The sequence below is a fragment of the Roseateles sp. NT4 genome (genome assembly GCF_051857475.1).
GTDB lineage: Bacteria > Pseudomonadota > Gammaproteobacteria > Burkholderiales > Burkholderiaceae_C > Pelomonas.
This window is the reverse complement of record NZ_JBPZGZ010000001.1, coordinates 476449-496924: the sequence shown is the minus strand read 5'-3', so window position 1 is coordinate 496924 and position 20476 is coordinate 476449. Positions and strand designations below refer to the sequence as shown.

The following is a 20476-nucleotide window of genomic DNA, read 5'->3' as shown; positions in this document are numbered from 1 at the left end:
GCGCCCCCTTGAGGGGGCCGGCGCAGCCGGTAGGGGGTGGGTCATTGAAAGCGCAGGATGGGCTGGTCCACCGACAGGCTCTCGCCCGGCTTGGCCAGGATCTCGGCGATCTTGACGTCTTGCTGGGCGTTGAGGATGTTCTCCATCTTCATCGCCTCGATGACCGCCAGTCGCTCGCCGGCCTGCACCGTCTGGCCAACCTCGGCCGCCAGATGCACCAGCAGGCCGGGCATCGGAGATAGCAGCAGCTTGGAGGTGTCCGGCGGCGCCTTGTAGGGCATCAGGGCCTGCAGTTCGGCGGCGCGCGGGTTCAGCACGGTCAGCTCGACGGAGCGGCCACCATGCTGGATGCGGTAGGCCAGCGGGTTCCTGGCCGTGCCGCGCTCGGCCTGGGCCGTGAAGGCCCGGCCGTTGACGGTACCGGTGATGCGCACATCGTTGAGACGCGAGTTGGAGACGATGCGGTAGTCCCGGCCACCGACCTGCACACGCGCCTCGCCCAAGGCGCCGGCGAACTCGCTGACGTGCAGGGGATGCTGCTCGCTCTTGCCACCGCCGAGGTTCACGACGGCGACATAGTCATGCTCGATCTGCACCTCGTGGCCGCGCATCTGGCCGCTGATGCCGGCCTCGCGCTCGCGTGCCTTGCGGCGGATGAAGCCGCCCAACGCAACGAGGAAGAGCGGATCGTCATGCGGCACGTCCTCGGCCTTGAAACCGCTGGCGTAATGCTGGGCGATGAAGCCGGTGTTGAAGTTGCCCGTCGCGAAGTCCGGATGGGCCAGCAGCGCCGCCTGGAAAGGGATGTTGCTGGACACGCCGCGGATGACGAAACCGTTCAGCGCCTCGCGCATCTTGGCAATCGCCTCGTTGCGATCCTTCCCGTGCACGATGAGCTTGGCGATCATCGAGTCGTAGAACATCGGGATCTCACCGCCCTCGTAGACGCCGGTGTCCACACGCACGCCAAAACGCTCGGGCTCGCCCTGGGCCATGCTGGTCTCGGGCGGCTGGTAGCGCACCAGGCGGCCGGTGGACGGCAGGAAGTTGCGGAAGGGGTCTTCCGCGTTGATGCGGCATTCAATGGCCCAGCCGTCGCGTTGGATGTCGGCCTGCTTGAACGTCAGCGCCTCACCCGCGGCGACACGGATCATCTGCTCGACCAGATCCAGGCCGGTGATGCACTCGGTGACCGGGTGTTCGACCTGCAGCCGCGTGTTCATCTCCAGGAAATAGAAGTCCTGGTCCTTGCCGACGACGAACTCCACCGTGCCGGCGCTCTGGTACTTGACCGCCTTGGCCAGGGCCACGGCCTGCTCGCCCATGGCCTTGCGCGTGGCCTCGCTGATGAAGGGCGACGGCGCCTCCTCGATGACCTTCTGGTGGCGGCGCTGGATGGAGCATTCGCGCTCGTGCAGGTAGACGACGTTGCCCTGGCTGTCGCCCAGCACCTGGATCTCGATGTGGCGCGGCTGCTCGACGAACTTCTCCATGAAGACGCGGTCGTCGCCGAAGCTGTTGCGGGCCTCGTTGCGGCAGGACGTGAAGCCCTCGAAGCATTCCTTGTCGTTGAAGGCCACGCGCAGGCCCTTGCCGCCACCGCCGGCGCTGGCCTTGATCATGACGGGGTAGCCGATGCGCTGGGCGATCCCGACGGCCTCCTCGGCCGACAAGATGGGTTCGTTGTGGCCGGGGATGGTGCTGACCTTGGCTTCATTGGCCAGCTTCTTGGACGCGATCTTGTCGCCCATGGCCGCGATGCTGTAGTGCTTGGGGCCGATGAAGGCCATGCCCTCGGCTTCCACGCGGCGCGCGAAGTCCTCGTTCTCGGACAGGAAGCCATAGCCGGGGTGAATGGCCTGGGCGCCGGTCTGCTTGGCCGCGGCAATGATCTTGTCGGCGACCAGATAGCTCTCGCGCGACGGCGCCGGGCCCAGCAGCACGGCCTCGTCGGCCAGCTCGACATGGCGAGCGTCCTTGTCGGCCTCAGAGTAGACGGCGACGGTCGCGATGCCCATCTTCCTTGCCGTGGCAATCACCCGGCAAGCGATCTCGCCACGATTGGCAATCAGGATCTTGGTGAACATGCAGTACCTCTTTATTTCGTCTTGCCGAGCAGCTTCTTGCGCTGCTCGGTGAAGTTCCACCACGGCTGGGCGGGCCCGCCGTTCATGAAGTCATGCGCGGCCATGAAGGTGTCCAGCACGCAAGGGTCGTGCAGGCGCCCCTGGGCGTCGCGCAGGCGGTCGTAGGTCTTGTACGGGTCCATGGCCTTCACATGCGCGGGCGTGGGCAGGCCCAGTTGCACGAGGTCGGCGGCCATGGCCTTGCCGATGTTGGGGATGTCGGTGAGCTTGAACGCCTCGGCGGCGCAGCCGGCCTTGCTCATGGCAGCGCCTCGCCGTCGCGCAGCGGAGCGGGCAGGACCAGCCGGTCACCGCAGTCGCCCTGCGCGCACGCCAGTTGGCCAACCAGCCGCAGCTGCAAGCCGGCGGGAAGATCGGCGTCGGTATTGGGCAAGCGCCCCACCACCCGCACCGCCAGCACGCGGGCACCGGGCTCCCACTTGGCCAGGCCCTCGCCTTCGATCAGGCCATAGCTGCTCTGGTAGCCGCCGCCGGTGCCCAACACGCGGGCACGCGTGGGCGACACCACCTCATCCAGCCGCGCGGCGGTCAGCACCACCTGGTCCTGGTAGCGGAACGGGTTCTGGGCCAGGGCCTGCATGCTCACCCAGATCGCGGCGCCGGCCGGCTTGGCGAACTCCTTCAGGCGCTGTGCATTGGCCTGCTTCAGCGCCTCTCTCTCCTCGCGTGCCTGGCGCTGGCGTTGCTGGCTGGCCGCCGTGTTGCTGTACTGCATGAAGCCCTTGCTGGGGTCCAGGGACAGCGAACCTTCGGTGACCACGCCCGTTACGTTGCCGTATTTGTCGGTCTCCAGTTCGGGCTGCGGTACGGCACGCACGCGCAGATTCATGCGCTCGCCGCCGGGGCGCCCGCGTTCGCGCAAGCGGTCGTCGCCGCAGCGGGCCTTGAGCTTGTCCAGGGCCGAGCGCAGCAATTGCTGCGCCACCTCGTCCGATGCAATCGCGGGACCATCGGCCTGCAGCACGAACAAGGTCGCGGGCTTGCAGGGGTCGGCGTATTGCTTCAGATCGCCGGTCGCCTCCACGGCCAGGCGCGGGCTCATGCCTTGCAGCTTGGGCAGCGGACCGAGGTCGAACAGCACGTCTTCCCCATGCAGCAGGCGCGCCTTGAGTCCCTCCGAGGGCTCGGGGAGGTAGACGCCGGCGCTGAAGCGGCCGGCCCATGTTTCGGCGTTCTGAGGCGACAGGCGCAGCGCCCAGCTGGCGCGGCCCTTGCCCTCGGCCAGACCGTCGCGGCAGCCGCCCTGGTAGCTGAAGACATAGTCGTTGCTGCCGAGGTATCTCGGTGCGATCACGGCACAGTTGCTGGTGGCATCGCGATGTTCCGCGGCCTGTGCGCCGGTGGCCAAGGCGGCCAGCGCGAAGGTGCAGAGCAGGCGCCTCACAGCGGAATATTCCCGTGCTTGCGCCACGGGTTCTCCAGCTTCTTGTCCTTCAGCATCGCCAGGCTGCGGCAGATGCGCTTGCGCGTCTCATGCGGCTGGATGACGTCGTCGATGAAGCCGCGGGCGCCAGCCACGAAGGGGTTGGCGAAGCGGGCCTTGTATTCGGCCTCGCGCTCGGCCAGCTTGGCCGGGTCCTTCTTGTCCTCGCGGAAGATGATCTCCACCGCGCCCTTGGCGCCCATCACCGCGATCTCGGCGTTCGGCCAGGCGAAGTTGACGTCGCCGCGCAGATGCTTGGAGGCCATCACGTCATAGGCGCCGCCGTAGGCCTTGCGCGTGATGACGGTGATCTTGGGCACCGTGGCCTCGGCGTAGGCGTAGAGCAGCTTGGCGCCGTGCTTGATGATGCCGCCGTACTCCTGCGAGGTGCCGGGCATGAAGCCGGGCACGTCGACGAAGGTGACGACGGGGATGTGGAAGGCGTCGCAGAAGCGCACGAAGCGCGCGGCCTTGATGCTGCTCTTGATGTCCAGGCAGCCGGCCAGCACCAGGGGCTGGTTGGCGACGATGCCCACCGTCTGGCCTTCCATGCGCGCAAAGCCGGTGACGATGTTCTTGGCGTAGTCGGGCTGCAGCTCGAAGAAATCGCCGTCGTCGACGACCTTGAGGATCAGTTCCTTGATGTCGTAAGGCTTGTTGGGGTTCTCGGGCACCAGGGTGTCCAGCGAGTAGTCCAGGCGGTTAACCGGGTCGCCACTGGGGCGGCAAGGCGCCTTCTCGCGGTTGGACAGCGGCAGGTAGTTGAAGAAGCGGCGCAGCATCAACAGCGCCTCGACGTCGTTCTCGAAGGCCAGGTCGGCCACGCCGCTGCGGCTGTTGTGAGTGGTCGCGCCGCCCAACTCCTCGGCCGTCACTTCCTCGTGGGTCACGGTCTTCACGACCTCGGGGCCGGTGACGAACATGTACGAGCTGTCCTTCACCATGAAGATGAAGTCCGTCATCGCCGGCGAGTAGACCGCGCCACCAGCGCAGGGGCCCATGATCATGCTGATCTGCGGGATGACGCCCGAGGCCAGCACGTTCTTCTGGAAGACGTCGGCATAACCGCCCAAGCTGGCGACACCTTCCTGGATGCGCGCGCCGCCCGAGTCGTTGAGGCCGATGACCGGGGCGCCGACCTTCATGGCCTGGTCCATCACCTTGCAGATCTTCTCGGCATGGGACTCGGAGAGGGCGCCGCCGAAGACGGTGAAGTCCTGGCTGAAGGCGAAGGCCAGGCGGCCGTTGATCATGCCGTAGCCGGTCACGACACCGTCGCCAGGGATCTTGTTGTCGGCCATGCCGAAGTCGACGCAGCGGTGCTCGACGAACATGTCCCATTCCTCGAAGCTGCCTTCGTCGAACAGCAGCTCCAGCCGCTCGCGGGCCGTCAGCTTGCCCTTGGCGTGCTGGGCGGCGATGCGCTTCTCGCCACCGCCGAGCCGCGCGCGGGCGCGCTTGGCTTCGAGGGCTTGCAGGATGTCATGCATGGTGGATGGCTTTCAAAACGGGAAATTGATCTCCACGCCGTTGCCGGCGGGGTCTTGGAAGAAGAACTGGTGCTGGCCGGTCACCGGCGAGCGGGACTCGTGGAAGGCCACACCGCGGGCGCGCAGATGCGCCGCCGTCGCCACGGGATCGGTGCCGTGGAAGGCCGTGTGGTCGTAGGTCGTCGGCGCCGCCGGGTCGACCGGGCCGCGCAAAGGCTCGTCGGCGCGCTGCGTGGACAGGTGGACGATGGGGTGGCCGCCGGCATAGAGCCAGTAGCCCGGGCTGCCGAAGTTCGGCCGCTCGCCCTGCTCCAGGCCGAGCACGTCGCGGTAGAAGTCGCGCAGCGTGGCCAGCAGCTCGGCCGGGGCGCGCAAATTGATGTGATGCAGGCCGGTGATCATGAAGAAGCGTTCCTGAAAATGGCCAGCAACTGGCGGGCCGCGGCGGATGCCGGCGTGCGGCCTTCGCGCACGGCCACGGTGGCGGCTTCGAGTTGGGCTTGTACGCCGGGATGGGCGACAAAGGCCTGCTTCAGGCCGGACTGGATGCGGGACCACATCCACGCCAGCGACTGCTCGCGGCGCTTGGCAGCCCAGGCGCCGCTCGCTTCACTCGCCGTGCGCAGTGCCGTCAGCGCGTCCCACACGGGCGCGATGCCATCGGCCTTGAGCGCGCTGACCTTCATGACGCGCTGCGACGCATGGGCATGCGTGGGCAGCAGCCGCAGCGCCGATGTGATCTGGGCCTGGGCGCGCGTGGCAGCCACGTCGTCCAGGTCGGCCTTGTTGATGACGACCAGATCGGCCAGCTCCATGACGCCTTTCTTGATGGCCTGCAGGTCGTCGCCGGCATTGGGCAGCTGCAGCAGCAGATAGAGGTCGGTCATGCCGGCCACGGCCGTCTCGCTCTGGCCGACGCCGACGGTCTCGACGATGACGACGTCATAGCCCGCCGCCTCGCACAGCAGCATGGCTTCGCGCGTCTTCTCGGCCACGCCGCCCAGCGTGCCGCTGCTGGGGCTGGGACGGATGAAGGCGCGCAGGTCCATGGACAGCTTTTCCATGCGCGTCTTGTCGCCCAGGATGGCGCCGCCGGACAGGGTGCTGGAGGGGTCCACCGTCAGCACCGCCACGCGGTGGCCCCGCTCCAGCAGGAACATGCCGAAGGCCTCGATGAAGGTGCTCTTGCCCACGCCCGGCACGCCGGAGATGCCCAGACGCAGCGCGCCGCCGGTGGCCGGCATCAGCTCGGTCAGCAGCGCATCGGCCTGCTCGCGGTGGTCGGCCCGCGTCGACTCGATCAGCGTGATGGCCTTGGCCAGCGCGCGGCGGTCACCGGCTTGCAGCGGCGCGGCCAGGCTCAAGCGGCCTCCCAGCGGTATTCGATGTCGAAGTCCTGCTCCTCCACCACTTTGAAGCCATGGCGAAGGTAGAAGTCGTTGGCGCGGCTTTCGCGCAGCGCGGCCAGCGTGATGGGCAGGCCGCGCGACTTGATCTGGTCGATCACCCACGCGCCGACGCCCTGCCCTTGCGCTTCAGGACGCAGATACAGGTGGTGCAGGCGCAGCTCAGCCTCACGCGGCTCGACGGTGAAGTAGCCGAAGCGTTCGCCGTCCACGACTAGATGCTGCATCCACTCCGGCCGGAACTGGCTCTTCAGCCGCTCCCGCGCGACTTCGGGGCTGAAGCGGCCCAGCCGCTCCAGGCTCTCGCGCAGCGCCTCGATGCGGATGCTGAGCATGGCCTCGAAGTCGGCGTCGGCGACGGGCGCCAGCGTTGGCGTCATCAGGCCGCCACCTTGATGCGGATCTGCTCCAGCACGTCCTTGGCGCTGGCCGGAATCGGTGTGCCCGGGCCATAGACGCCCTTGACGCCGGCCTGGTAGAGGAAGTCGTAGTCCTGGGCCGGGATGACACCACCGACGAAGACGATGATGTCGTCGGCGCCCTGCTTCTTCAGCTCCTCGATGATGGCCGGCACCAGGGTCTTGTGACCGGCGGCGAGCGTCGACACGCCGACCGCGTGCACATCGTTCTCGATGGCCTGGCGAGCGCATTCCTCGGGGGTCTGGAACAGCGGGCCGATGTCGACGTCGAAGCCGAGGTCGGCAAACGCGGTGGCCACCACCTTGGCGCCGCGGTCGTGGCCGTCCTGACCGAGCTTGGCGATCATCACGCGCGGGCGGCGGCCCTGTTCGTCGCCAAAGGCGGCAATCTCGCCCTGCAACTTGGCCCAGCCCTCGGCCGAGTCATAGGCGGCCGCGTAGACGCCGCTGACCTTGTGAGTGTCGGCGCGGTGGCGGCCGAAGACGGCTTCCAGTGCATCGGACACCTCGCCCACCGTCGCGCGCAGGCGCACGGCCTTGATGGCCAGGTCCAGCAGATTGCCTTCGCCGGTCTCGGCGGCTTGCGTCAGCGCGGCCAGCGCAGCCTTTACAGCAGCGGTGTCACGCGTGGCCTTGATGCGCTTGAGGCGCTCGATCTGGCCGTCGCGAACCTTGACGTTGTCTACGTCAAGGATGTCGATGGGGTCTTCCTTGGCCAGCTTGTATTTGTTGACGCCGACGATGACGTCCTGGCCCGAGTCGATGCGCGCCTGCTTTTCGGCGGCACTCGCCTCGATCTTCAGCTTGGCCCAGCCCGAGTCCACCGACTTGATCATGCCGCCCTGGGCATTCACTTCCTCGATGATTTCCCAGGCCTTGTCGGCCATGTCCTGGGTGAGCTTTTCCATCATGTAGCTGCCGGCCCAGGGGTCGACGACGCTGGTGATGTGGGTCTCTTCCTGGATGATGAGCTGGGTGTTGCGCGCGATGCGGCTGCTGAACTCGGTGGGCAGGGCGATGGCCTCGTCCAGCGAGTTGGTGTGCAGGCTCTGCGTGCCGCCGAAGACGGCGGCCATGGCTTCGATGGTGGTGCGCACCACGTTGTTGTACGGGTCCTGGGCGGTCAGGCTCCATCCCGAGGTCTGGCAGTGGGTGCGCAGCATCAGGCTCTTGGGACTGGTCGCGCCGAAGCCCTTCATGATGCGCGTCCACAAGAGGCGGGCCGCGCGCATCTTGGCGATCTCGAGATAGAAGTTCATCCCGATGGCCCAGAAGAAGCTCAGGCGCGGGGCGAAGTCGTCCACGCTCAAGCCCTTGGCCATGGCCGTCTTCACATACTCCTGGCCGTCGGCCAGCGTGAAGGCCAGCTCCAGCGCCTGGTTGGCGCCCGCCTCCTGCATGTGATAGCCGGAGATGGAGATGGAGTTGAACTTGGGCATCTCCCGCGCCGTGTATTCGATGATGTCGCCGACGATGCGCATCGACGGCTCCGGCGGGTAGATATAGGTGTTGCGGACCATGAACTCCTTGAGGATGTCGTTCTGGATGGTCCCGGCCAGCTTGTCCTGGCTCACGCCCTGCTCTTCCGCCGCCACCACATAGCCGGCCAGCACCGGCAGCACGGCGCCGTTCATGGTCATGGAGACCGATACCTTGTCCAGCGGGATGCCGTCGAACAGGATCTTCATGTCCTCCACCGAGTCGATGGCCACACCGGCCTTGCCGACGTCGCCGGTCACGCGCGGGTGGTCACTGTCATAGCCGCGGTGGGTGGCCAGGTCGAAGGCCACCGACACGCCCTGGCCACCTGCGGCCAGCGCCTTGCGGTAGAAGGCATTGCTCTCCTCGGCGGTGGAGAAGCCGGCGTACTGGCGGATGGTCCAGGGCCTTGCGGCATACATGGTGGCCTGCGGGCCGCGCAGGAAGGGCTCGAAGCCGGGCAGCGTGTCGGCATGCGGCAGGTCGGCCACGTCGGCGGCGGTGTAGAGCGGCTTGACCGTGAGGCCTTCAGGCGTGACCCAGTTCAGCGCGCTCACGTCGCCGCCCGGAGCCGACTTGGCGGCGGCCTTGTTCCACTGCTCCAGCGTGGCGGTCTTGAACTCCGGGGCGTCCCCCTGGCCCCCGGTGGTCTGGCTGGCGTCCGACATCGAAACTCTCCTGTAACTGGGGCGGCATCTTAGCCGAACGATTATTCATAATTATGAATTCAAAATCGCTACACTCGGCCCATGTCCGACACCTCCGCTGCCCCCCTCGCCAGCCTCGCTCTGTATGAGCAGGTCGCCGACCGGCTGCGCCAGCGCATCCTGACGCGGGAGCTGGAGCCGGGCTCCTGGATCGACGAACTCAAGCTCTGCGCCGAGCTGGGCATCAGCCGCACACCCATGCGCGAGGCGCTGAAGGTGCTGGCCTCTGAAGGCCTGGTGACGATGAAGCTGCGTCGCGGCGCCTATGTGACGGAGATGAGCGAGCGGGACGTTCGGGAAGCCTATCAACTGCTCTCCCTTCTCGAAAGTGACGCCGCCGCCGAAGTGGCCGTCCGGGCGACCGACGCCGAGCTGGACGAGCTGGGCGAACTGCACGAGGCGCTCGAAGCCGCCCTGCCCGACCGGGACGCCTTCTTTGCCGCCAACGAGCGCTTCCACCTGCGCGTGCTGGAAATCGACGGCAACCGCTGGCGGCTGCAGATCGTCGGCGACCTGCGCCGGCTGATGAAGCTCAACCGCCACCATTCGCTGTTCCGGGAGGGACGGCTGGCGGAATCGCTGGACGAACACCGCGCCATCGTCAAGGCGCTGCTGTCGCGGGATGCGACGGCCTGCCGGGGGCTGGTTTCAGCCCATTTTTGTAACGGACTGAGCGCGACGCAGACAGCTCCGTGAAGGCAGATGGGTGGTGCGTGAACTGCCACCGAAAGCCTGCGCTTATCGGCGCGTGACTTCGCTAAGTCCTTACTAGCATGGCAATTACTGGGTAAACCACCCCCGGTCCGGGTGTCCGGAGCGGCGGCGGCAGGCCCGTTTTCGGGCCATTCCGGCCGATTTGAGACTTTGTTCCTCAAGTCATGCCAGGGCGGCCCGATAACCGATCGAAGCACTTGAAATCTAGGGATACGACTTGGCCGCGGGCAACGGCCGGGTTGCCCTGGGTCGCAGGCCGTCACCTTCCCGAGGCGACGCCCGTCAGCACAGCAGGTAAAAAACATGGCAAGCATCGTCCCCTTCATTCCGGTCTCCAAGATCCCTGGTCTGACCACGACCACGATCCGGGATTTCACGACCGAGGACTGGGCTGCCTTCAGCACCGACCAGCTGATTGCGCTGACCACCGTACAGGCCGCTGTGATCACCTCCAGCGGCCTTTCTGTCTTGAGCAGCGACCAGCTGCGCTCCTTCCAGACCGAAGACCTGCGCGCCATCTCGACGGCGTCCATCGGCGGCTTCAATTCCGACCAGATCGGCTACCTGGCCACCGAGCAGCTGCAGGCCCTGAGCACCGGCCAGATCCTGCAACTCACCACCACCCAGATGCGCGGCTTCAACGCCGCCGACATGGTGGCCCTGACGACGGCCCAAGTCGGTGCCCTGACCTCCAGCCAGGTCAAGGGCCTGTCGACCGACCAGCTGTCCGCCCTGGAAGCGACGGACATCCGCTTCCTGACCACCAGCGCCCTGCGCGCCCTCAGCAGCACCCAGCTGGACGGCTTCACCAGCGACCAGCTGCGCGCCCTGTCGTCCAGCCAGATCACCGCCCTGACCACAGCCCAGGTCAGCACCCTGAACACCGACGACCTCAATGTGCTGGCGTCGGATCAGTTCAACAAGTTCACCACCGGCCAGGTGCAGTCGCTGACGACGGGTCAGCTCAGCCACCTGACGACGGACAGCCTCAACGCGATGGGCTCGTCCCAGTTCGCGGCCCTGTCGGCCAACCAGGTCGGCTCGCTGACCTCCGACCAGTTGCCCAAGATGGAGACGGCCGACCTGCGCGCCATCACCACGACGGCGCTGGCCGGCCTGTCCTCCGACCAGATCCTGACGCTGACCAGCGATGAGGTCGCCTCGCTGTCCACCGGCCAGATCGCCGCGCTGAACTCGGCCCAGGTCAAGGGCCTGACGGCCGCCGACATGACGGCCCTGGACACCGCCCAGGTCGCCGTGCTGAGCTCGGCCCAGGTGTCCCAGCTGAGCACCGACCAGCTGTCGGCCATCGATGCGGCCGACATGAAGTCGCTGACGACGGGTGCCCTGCGTGCCCTGACCAGCACCCAGCTCGACGGCCTGACCAGCGACCAGCTGCGCGCCCTGTCGTCCAGCCAGATCATTTCGCTGACGACCGACCAGGTCCGTACCCTGAACACGGACGACCTGAACAGCCTGACGTCCGACCAGTTCAGCAAGCTCTCGACGGCCCAGGTCGCCGTGCTGACGGCGGCCCAGCTCAGCCATCTGACGACGGACGGCCTGAACGGCATGGGCTCGGCCCAGTTCGCCGCGTTGAGCTCCGCCCAGTTCAGCGCGCTGACGACCGACCAGCTGCCGACCATGGAGACGGCCGACCTGCGCGCCGTCACCACCAACGCGCTGCGCGGCCTGTCCTCCGACCAGATCAAGGTCCTGACCTCCGACGAGGTCGGCTCGCTGACGACCGGCCAGATCGCCGCACTGACGACGACCCAGATCAAGGGCCTGACCGCCGGCGACCTGACGGCCCTGGGCACGGCCCAGATCGCCTCGCTGAACTCGGCCCAGGTGTCCGCCCTGGATACCGACCAGCTGTCGGCCATCGATGCGGCCGACATGAAGTCGCTGAGCACGGCCGCCCTGCGCGGCCTGACCAGCACCCAGCTCGACGGCCTGACCTCCGACCAGCTGCGCGCCCTGACCTCGGGCCAGATCAATGCGCTGACGACGGACCAGATCCGCACCCTGAACACCGACGACCTGAACAGCCTGTCGTCCGACCAGTTCAACAAGCTCTCCACCGCCCAGGTGCAGGCGCTGACGACGGCCCAGCTGAGCCATCTGGCCACCGACAGCCTCAACGCCATGGGCTCGTCGCAGTTCGCCACGCTGACCTCAGCCCAGGTCGGCGCGCTGACGACCGACCAGCTGCCCAAGTTGGAGACCGCCGACCTGCGCGCCATCACGACGGCGGCCCTGGCCGGCCTGTCCTCCGACCAGATCCTGACCCTGAGCACCGACGAGGTGTCCAGCCTGACGACGGCCCAGGTGGCCGCGCTGACGACGGCCCAGGTCAAGGGCCTGAGCGCCGCCGACATGACGGCCCTGGGCACCGCCCAGATCGCGGCCATGGGATCGGCCCAGATCACCTCGCTGAGCACCGACCAGCTGTCGGCCATCGACGCCGCCGACATGCGCTCGCTGAGCACGGCGGCCCTGCGCGGCCTGACCAGCACCCAGCTCGACGGCCTGACCTCGGACCAGCTGCGCGCCCTGTCGTCCAGCCAGATCAATGCGCTGACGACGGATCAGATCCGCACGCTGAACACCGACGACCTCAACGTCCTGACGTCTGACCAGTTCAACAAGCTTTCCACGGCCCAGGTCCAGGCACTGACGACGGCCCAGCTGGCCAATCTGACGACGGACAGCCTGAACGCCATGGGCTCGGCCCAGTTCGCCACGCTGAGCTCGACCCAGTTTGGCGCGCTGACGAGCGACCAGCTGCCCAAGATGGAGACGGCCGACCTGCGCGCCGTCACCACCAATGCGCTGCGCGGCCTCAGCTCCGACCAGATCAACACGCTGACCTCCGACGAGGTGTCCAGCCTGTCCACCGCCCAGATCGGCGCGCTGACGACCGGCCAGGTCCTGGGCCTGACGGCCGGCGACATGACGGCCCTGTCCACGGCCCAGATCGGCGTGCTGAGCTCCGCCCAGGCCCAGGCGCTGAACACCGACCAGCTCGCCGCCATCGAGACCGGCGACGTCCGCTTCCTGTCCACGGCCGCCCTGCGCGCCCTGACCAGCACCCAGCTCGACGGCCTGACGTCCGACCAGCTGCGCGCGCTGTCGTCCGGCCAGATCAATTCGCTGACGACGGCCCAGGTCAGCACCCTGAACACGGACGACCTCAACAGCCTGACGTCCGACCAGTTCAACAAGCTGTCCACGGCCCAGGTCCAGGCGCTGACGAACAACCAGCTCAGCCACCTGGCCACCGACAGCCTCAACGCCATGGGCTCGTCGCAGTTCGCGACGCTGACCTCCAGCCAGCTCGGCTCGCTGACCTCCGACCAGCTGCCCAAGCTGGAGACGGCCGACCTGCGCGCCGTCACGACGGCAGCCCTGGCCGGCCTCACCTCCGACCAGATCCTGACGCTGACCTCCGATGAGGTCGCCGGCCTGTCCACGGCCCAGATCGCTGCGCTGTCGGCCACCCAGGTCAAGGGCCTGACGGCGGCCGACATGACGGCCCTGTCCAGCAGTCAGGTCGCCGTGCTCAGCTCGGCCCAGGCCCAGGCCCTGTCCACCGACCAGTTGGCCGCCATCGATGCCGCCGACATGAAGTCGATGACGACGGCGGCCCTGCGCGCCCTGTCGAGCACCCAGATCGACGGCCTGACCAGCGACCAGCTGCGCGCCCTGACCAGCGCCCAGCTCAATGCGCTGACCACCAGCCCGCAGATCGTCGGCCTGAATACCGACGACCTCAACGTGCTGACGACGGACCAGATCGCCCGCCTGTCCACGGCCCAGGTCCAGGCGCTGACGACCACCCAGCTGAGCAACCTGCTCACCGACAGCCTGAACGCCATGGGCTCGGCCCAGTTCGCCACGCTGTCCTCCGACCAGTTCCGCGCGCTGACCACCGACCAGCTCTCCAAGATGGAGACGGCCGACCTGCGCTCGGTCACCACCAATGCCCTGCGCGGCCTCAGCTCCGACCAGGTGCAGTCGCTGACCTCCGATGAAGTCGGCTCGCTGTCGACCGGCCAGATCGCCGCGCTGACGACGGCCCAGGTCAAGGGCCTGACCGCCGGCGACATGACGGCCCTGGGCACCGCCCAGGTCGCGGCCCTGAGCTCGGCCCAGGCCCAGAACCTGTCGACCGACCAGCTGTCGGCCATCGACGCTTCCGACATGCGCGCGCTCACCACCTCGGCCCTGCGCGCCTTGTCCAGCACCCAGCTCGACGGCCTCACCTCCGACCAGCTGCGCGCCCTGTCGTCCAGCCAGATCAATTCGCTGACGACCGACCAGGTCCGCACGCTGAACACCGACGACCTCAACGTCCTGACGACCGACCAGTTCAACAAGCTGTCCACGGCCCAGGTGCAGGTGCTGACGACGACCCAGCTCAGCAACCTGACGACGGACAACCTCAACGCAATGGGCTCGGCCCAGTTCGCGACGCTGTCGTCCAGCCAGCTCGGCTCGCTGACCAGCGACCAGTTGCCCAAGATGGAGACGGCCGACCTGCGCGCCGTCACGACGACGGCCCTGGCCGGCCTGTCCTCCGACCAGATCCTGACGCTGACCTCCGACGAGGTGGGCAGCCTGTCCACCGGCCAGATCGCCGCGCTGTCGGCCACCCAGGTCAAGGGCCTGACGGCCGGCGACATGGTGGCCCTGACCTCGGCCCAGGTCGGCGTGCTGAACTCGGCCCAGGCCCAGGCCTTGTCCACCGACCAGCTGTCCGCCATCGAAGCCGCCGACGTCCGCTTCCTGACGACGGCCGCCCTGCGCGCCTTGTCCAGCACCCAGCTGGACAGCCTGACCTCCGACCAGCTGCGCGCCCTGTCGTCCAGCCAGATCGTGTCCCTGACCACGGCCCAGGTCAGCACGCTGAACACGGATGACCTGAACACGCTGGCCTCCGACCAGTTCAACAAGCTGACGACCGGCCAGATCCAGTCGCTGACGACCAACCAGCTCAGCCATCTGGGCACCGACAGCCTCAACGCTCTGGGCTCGGCCCAGTTCGCCACGCTGTCGTCCAGCCAGATCGGCTCGCTGACCTCCGACCAACTGCCCAAGATGGAGACGGCCGACCTGCGCGCCGTCACGACGACGGCCCTGGCCGGCCTGTCCTCCGACCAGATCCTGACGCTGACCACCGACGAGGTGGCCGGCCTGTCCACCGGCCAGATCGCCGCCCTGTCGGCCACCCAGGTCAAGGGCCTGACGGCCGGTGACATGACGGCCCTGTCGAGCGCCCAGGTCGGCGTGCTGAACTCGGCCCAGGCCCAGGCGCTGAGCACCGACCAGCTGTCGGCCATCGACGCCGCCGACATGAAGGCGCTGACCACGGCCGCCCTGCGCGCCCTGTCCAGCACCCAGCTGGACGGCTTGACCTCAGATCAGCTGCGCGCCCTCACCAGCACCCAGCTGAATGCGCTGACGACCAATCCTCAGGTCATCACGCTGAACACCGACGACCTGAATGTCCTGACGACGGACCAGATCGCCCGCCTGTCGACCTCGCAGGTCCAGGCGCTGACGACGACGCAGCTCAGCAACCTGGCCACCGATAGCCTGAATGCCATGGGCTCGGCCCAGTTCGCCACGCTGAACTCCAGCCAGTTCGGCTCGCTGACGACGGATCAGCTGTCCAAGATGGAAACGGCCGACCTGCGCTCGGTCACCACCAATGCGCTGCGCGGCCTCAGCTCCGACCAGATCAACTCGCTGACCACCGATGAAGTGGCGAGCCTGTCGACTGGCCAGATCGCCGCGCTGACGACGGCCCAGGTCAAGGGCCTGACGGCTGGCGACATGACGGCCCTGGGCACGGCCCAGGTCGCCGCCCTGAGCTCGGCCCAGGCCCAGAACCTGTCGACCGACCAGCTGTCGGCCATCGATGCCTCCGACATGAAGGCACTGACGACGGCCGCCCTGCGCGCCCTGTCCAGCACCCAGATCGACGGCCTCACCAGCGACCAGCTGCGCGCCCTGACCAGCACCCAGCTGAATGCGCTGACGACCAACCCGCAGGTCATCGGCCTCAACACCGACGACCTGAATGTGCTGACGACCGACCAGGTCGCCCGCCTGTCCACCGGCCAGATCCAAGCCCTGACGACGACCCAGCTGAGCAACCTGGCCACCGACAGCCTGAACGCCATGGGCTCGGCGCAGTTCGCCACGCTGTCGTCCGGCCAGTTCGGCGCCCTGACGACCGACCAGCTCTCGAAGATGGAAACGGCCGACCTGCGTGCCGTCACGACCAATGCCCTGCGCGGCCTGAGCTCCGACCAGATCAACTCGCTGACCTCGGATGAAGTCGGCTCGATGTCGACGGCCCAGATCACGACGCTGACGACGACCCAGGTCCAGGGCCTCACCGCCGGCGACATGACGGCCCTGGGCACCGCCCAGGTCGCCGCCCTGACCTCGGCCCAGGCCCAGTCGCTGAGCACCGACCAGCTGTCGGCCATCGACGCCTCCGACATGCGCTCGCTGACGACGGCCGCCCTGCGCGCCCTGTCCAGCACCCAGTTGGACGGCCTGACCTCCGACCAGCTGCGCGGCCTGTCCTCCGGCCAGATCGCGTCGCTGACGACGGCCCAGGTCAGCACGCTGAACACCGACGACCTGAACAGCCTGGCCTCCGACCAGTTCAACAAGCTGACAACGGCCCAGGTCCAGTCACTGACCACCAGCCAGCTCAGCCACCTGACCACCGACAGCCTGAACGCCCTGGGCACGGCCCAGTTCGCCACGCTGTCGTCCAGCCAGTTCGGCGCGCTGACGACCGACCAGCTGTCCAAGATGGAGACGGGCGACCTGCGCGCCGTCACGACCTCCGCCCTGCGTGGCCTGTCGTCCGACCAGGTCAACTCGTTGACGTCCGATGAGGTGTCCAGCCTCAGCACCGGCCAGATCGGCTCGCTGACCACCAGCCAGGTGCAAGGCCTAACGGCCGCCGACATGACGGCCCTGAGCACAGCCCAGGTCGCCGTGCTGAGCTCGACCCAGGCCCAGTCGCTGAGCACCGACCAGCTGTCCGCCATCGATGCCGGCGACATGCGCTCGCTGACGACAGCCGCCCTGCGCGCACTGTCCAGCACCCAGCTCGACGGCCTGACCAGCGACCAGCTGCGCGCCCTGAGCTCCGGCCAGATCAACTCGCTGACGACGGACCAGATCCGCACGCTGAACACCGACGACCTCAACGTCCTGACGACCGACCAGTTCAACAAGCTGTCGACGGTTCAGGTCCAGGCGCTGACGACCAGCCAGCTCAGCCATCTGGGCACCGACAGCCTGAACGCCATGGGCTCGGCCCAGTTCGCGACGCTGTCGTCCAGCCAGTTCGCCGCGCTGACGACCGACCAGCTCTCGAAGATGGAGACGGCCGACCTGCGCTCGGTGACGAGCACCGCCCTGCGTGGCCTGTCCTCCGACCAGATCAACTCGCTGACCTCGGACGAGGTGTCCAGCCTCAGCACCGGCCAGATCGCCGCACTGACGGCTGGCCAGGTCCAAGGCCTGACGGCGGCCGACATGACCGCCCTGTCCACGGCGCAGGTCGCAGTGTTGAACTCGGCCCAGGTCCAGGCCCTGTCGACCGACCAGCTGGCGGCCATCGACGCCTCCGACATGCGGGCCATGACGACGGTCGCTCTGCGCGCCCTGTCCAGCACCCAGCTCGACGGCCTGACGTCTGACCAGCTGCGTGGCCTCACCAGCGCCCAGCTGAATGCGCTGACGACCAACCCGCAGGTCATCAGCCTCAACACCGACGACCTGAATGTCCTGACGACGGACCAGATCGCCCGCCTGTCGACCTCGCAGATCCAGGCGCTGACGACGACCCAGCTCGGCAACCTGGCGACCGACAGCCTGAACGCCATGGGCTCGGCCCAGTTCGCCACGCTGTCGTCCAGCCAGTTCGCCGCGCTGATGACCGACCAGCTCTCGAAGATGGAGACGGCCGACCTGCGTGCCGTCACCACCAACGCCCTGCGTGGCCTCAGCTCCGACCAGATCAACTCGCTGACCACCGACGAGGTGGCGAGCCTGTCCACCGGCCAGATCGCCGCGCTGACAACCGCCCAGGTCAAGGGCCTGACGGCCGGCGACATGACGGCCCTGGGCACTGCCCAGGTCGCCGCCCTGAGCTCGGCCCAGGCCCAGAACCTGTCGACCGACCAGCTGTCGGCCATCGATGCCGCCGACATGAAGGCGCTGACGACGGCGACCCTGCGCGCCCTGAGCAGCGCCCAGATCGACGGCCTGACCACCGACCAGCTGCGCGCCCTGACCAGCACCCAGCTGAATGCGCTGACCACCAGCCCGCAGATCGTCAGCCTGAACACCGACGCCCTCAATGTGCTGACGACCGACCAGGTCGCCCGCCTGTCGACGGGCCAGGTGCAGGCGCTGACGACGACGCAGCTGAGCAACCTGGCCACCGACAGCCTGAACGCCATGGGCTCGGCCCAGTTCGCCACACTCTCGTCCAGCCAGTTCGGCGCGCTGACGACCGACCAGCTGTCCAGGATGGAGACGGCCGACCTGCGTGCCGTCACCACCAACGCCCTGCGCGGCCTGAGCTCCGATCAGATCCATGCGCTGACCTCGGATGAAGTCGGCTCGATGTCGACGGCCCAGATCACCACGCTGACGACGACCCAGGTCCAGGGCCTGACCGCTGGCGACATGACCGCCATGGGCACCGGCCAGGTGGCGGTGCTGACCTCGGCCCAGCTGCAGACGCTGAGCACCGACCAGCTGTCCGCCATCGAGACCGGCGACATGCGCTTCCTGACGACGGCGGCCCTGCGTGCCCTGTCCAGCAGCCAGATCGACGGCCTGACCTCCGACCAGCTGCAGTCGCTGACGACGGCCCAGGTAAATTCGCTGACGACGGTCCAGCTGTCGACGATGAACAGCGACGACCTGAACGCCTTCACGACCGACCAGTTCGCCCGCATGACGACGGGCCAGGTGCAGTCGCTGACGGCTGGCCAGGTCTCGCACATGACGACGGACGACCTGAATGCCTTCGGCACCCAGCACTTCGCGGTCATGAGTTCCAGCCAGTTCGGTGCGCTGACGACCGACCAGCTGTCCAACCTGCAGACGGCCGACCTGCGCGCCGTGACGACGGTGGCCCTGTCCAGCCTCAGTTCCGACCAGATGGCCTCGTTCCAGACCGAGCACATCGCGGCCCTGAGCACGGCCCAGATCATGTCGCTGTCCACGGCCCAGATCCACGGCCTGAATGCCGCCGACATGACGGCCATGAGCTCGGCCCAGGTCGCGGTGCTGACGACGGCCCAGGTGAACTCGCTGTCCACCGACCAGATCGTCGCCATCGACTCCGACGACCTGGCCAAGCTGAGCTCGGCCTCGCTGCAGGCGATCACGAACAACCAGCTGGGCGCGCTGACCACCGATCAGCTGACCGGCCTGGGCACGCGGGTCTCGGTGCTGACGACCAGCCAGATCAGCAACCTGGCAACGGACGACCTGAACACCTTCACGACCGCGCAGTTCGCGGCCCTGACGACCAACCAGGTCAAGTCCTTCACCAACGCCCAGGTCGCGGCGCTGGAGACCGACGATGTGCGCGCCCTCAGCACCTCGCATATCGCGGCGATGAGCAACGCGCAGATCCAGGCGCTGACGACCGACGAGTTCAGCGTGCTGAAGGCGACGCAGATCACCGCGCTGACCACGGCCCACGCGGCGGCCCTGACGACCGACCAGGTCCACAGCCTGACGACCGACCAGATCGGCGGCCTGGAGACCCGCGACATTGCCGCCATGAGCATGGCCCAGCTCGACGCGCTGCAAGGCACGACCTTCAGCGAGATGAGCGCGGCGCAGATGAACGCCTACTTCAACGTGACGCCCATCGTGCTCGACCTGGACGGCCACGGCGTCAACACGCTGGCCGCCGCCCAGGGCGTCAACTTCGACCTGCTGGGTACCGGCCAGAGCCACAAGGTCGGCTGGGTGGCCGGCAACGATGGCCTGCTGGTCATGGATCGCAACCACGACGGCGTCATCAACAACGGCAACGAGCTGTTCGGCATGGGCACCGTCCTGGCCAATGGCAAGCACGCCAAGGACGGCTATGCCGCCATGGCCGAGCAGGACAGCAACCACGACGGCAAGCTGGACAGCCACGACGCCAACTGGAAGGAACTCAAGGTCTGGGTCGACGCCAACCACGACGGCAAGACCGACGCGGGCGAGCTGAAGACCCTGGACGAGCTGGGCATCACCTCGCTCGACCTGAACGCCACCAAGGGTTCGGGCAGCGACAACGGCAACCTCATCGGCCTGGTCTCCAGCTACACGACGACCGACGGCGGCAAGCATGAGGTGGCCGACGTCTGGTTCGCCAAGGACGTGCAGCCGCAGAAGGCCGACGACGGCAAGGACGCCACGGTCAGCCTGCACGACGTGCTGGCACCGCCGACGGCCCCGCTGCTCGGCTCGGAGCATGTCGACCTGGCCAAGGCGGCCGCACAGCAGCCGTCGGCCGACGCCCACGTCGCAGCCATCGACCGCAAGCTGGCCGAGGAAGACGAACACCGGCGCAACAACGGCGGCAGCTGGCTATGAGGTTCGTGAAATCGTTCCACTCCGTTCGGCGCTCCCGCCGAACG

At 67.6% G+C, this 20476-nt stretch carries 10 protein-coding genes; 2 read left to right on the top strand and 8 right to left on the bottom strand.

The genetic code is table 11. The features are described 5' to 3' along the window. Positions 1-41: 41 nt before the first annotated feature. From accC to scpA, 8 genes are read right to left on the bottom strand one after another with little or no spacing between them, the layout of a single operon-like run. Positions 42-2087, bottom strand: a complete 2046-nt coding sequence (gene accC / locus ACS5PN_RS02240) for an acetyl-CoA carboxylase biotin carboxylase subunit (RefSeq protein ID WP_439462319.1) — start codon at positions 2085-2087, stop codon at positions 42-44. Positions 2088-2098: 11 nt separating this feature from the next. After that, on the bottom strand, positions 2099-2389 hold the full coding sequence (locus tag ACS5PN_RS02235) for a helix-hairpin-helix domain-containing protein (protein WP_439462318.1): 291 nt from the start codon (positions 2387-2389) through the stop codon (positions 2099-2101). Beyond that, positions 2386-3531: a hypothetical protein gene (locus tag ACS5PN_RS02230; RefSeq protein ID WP_439462317.1), complete on the bottom strand. Its 1146-nt coding sequence runs from the start codon at positions 3529-3531 to the stop codon at positions 2386-2388. Before ACS5PN_RS02230 ends, ACS5PN_RS02235 begins: the two co-directional genes overlap by 4 nt. After that, a complete protein-coding gene (locus ACS5PN_RS02225; protein ID WP_439462316.1) occupies positions 3528-5060 on the bottom strand; it encodes an acyl-CoA carboxylase subunit beta in 1533 nt (510 codons plus the stop codon). The genes ACS5PN_RS02230 and ACS5PN_RS02225 overlap by 4 nt, the downstream gene beginning before the upstream one ends. 12 nt (positions 5061-5072) lie before the next feature. Then, positions 5073-5462, bottom strand: coding sequence for a VOC family protein (locus tag ACS5PN_RS02220; protein ID WP_439462315.1), 390 nt, complete (start codon positions 5460-5462; stop codon positions 5073-5075). Then, positions 5459-6424 carry a methylmalonyl Co-A mutase-associated GTPase MeaB gene (meaB, locus tag ACS5PN_RS02215; RefSeq protein ID WP_439462314.1) on the bottom strand — a complete coding sequence of 322 codons (966 nt, stop codon included), beginning with the start codon at positions 6422-6424 and terminating at the stop codon, positions 5459-5461. The genes ACS5PN_RS02220 and meaB overlap by 4 nt, the downstream gene beginning before the upstream one ends. Further along, positions 6421-6846 (bottom strand): GNAT family N-acetyltransferase, encoded by a 426-nt coding sequence (locus tag ACS5PN_RS02210; protein WP_439462313.1) that lies wholly within the window; start codon positions 6844-6846, stop codon positions 6421-6423. The genes meaB and ACS5PN_RS02210 overlap by 4 nt, the downstream gene beginning before the upstream one ends. Next, on the bottom strand, positions 6846-9032 hold the full coding sequence (gene scpA, locus ACS5PN_RS02205) for a methylmalonyl-CoA mutase (protein WP_439462312.1): 2187 nt from the start codon (positions 9030-9032) through the stop codon (positions 6846-6848). The genes ACS5PN_RS02210 and scpA overlap by 1 nt, the downstream gene beginning before the upstream one ends. Before the next feature lie 81 nt (positions 9033-9113). Between scpA and ACS5PN_RS02200 the strand changes: the two genes are divergently transcribed. Both ACS5PN_RS02200 and ACS5PN_RS02195 read left to right on the top strand, forming a co-directional pair. Then, positions 9114-9767, top strand: a complete 654-nt coding sequence (locus tag ACS5PN_RS02200; protein WP_439462311.1) for a GntR family transcriptional regulator — start codon at positions 9114-9116, stop codon at positions 9765-9767. A gap of 321 nt (positions 9768-10088) precedes the next feature. Continuing rightward, positions 10089-20432, top strand: a complete 10344-nt coding sequence (locus ACS5PN_RS02195) for a beta strand repeat-containing protein (RefSeq protein ID WP_439462310.1) — start codon at positions 10089-10091, stop codon at positions 20430-20432. Positions 20433-20476 lie beyond the last annotated feature (44 nt).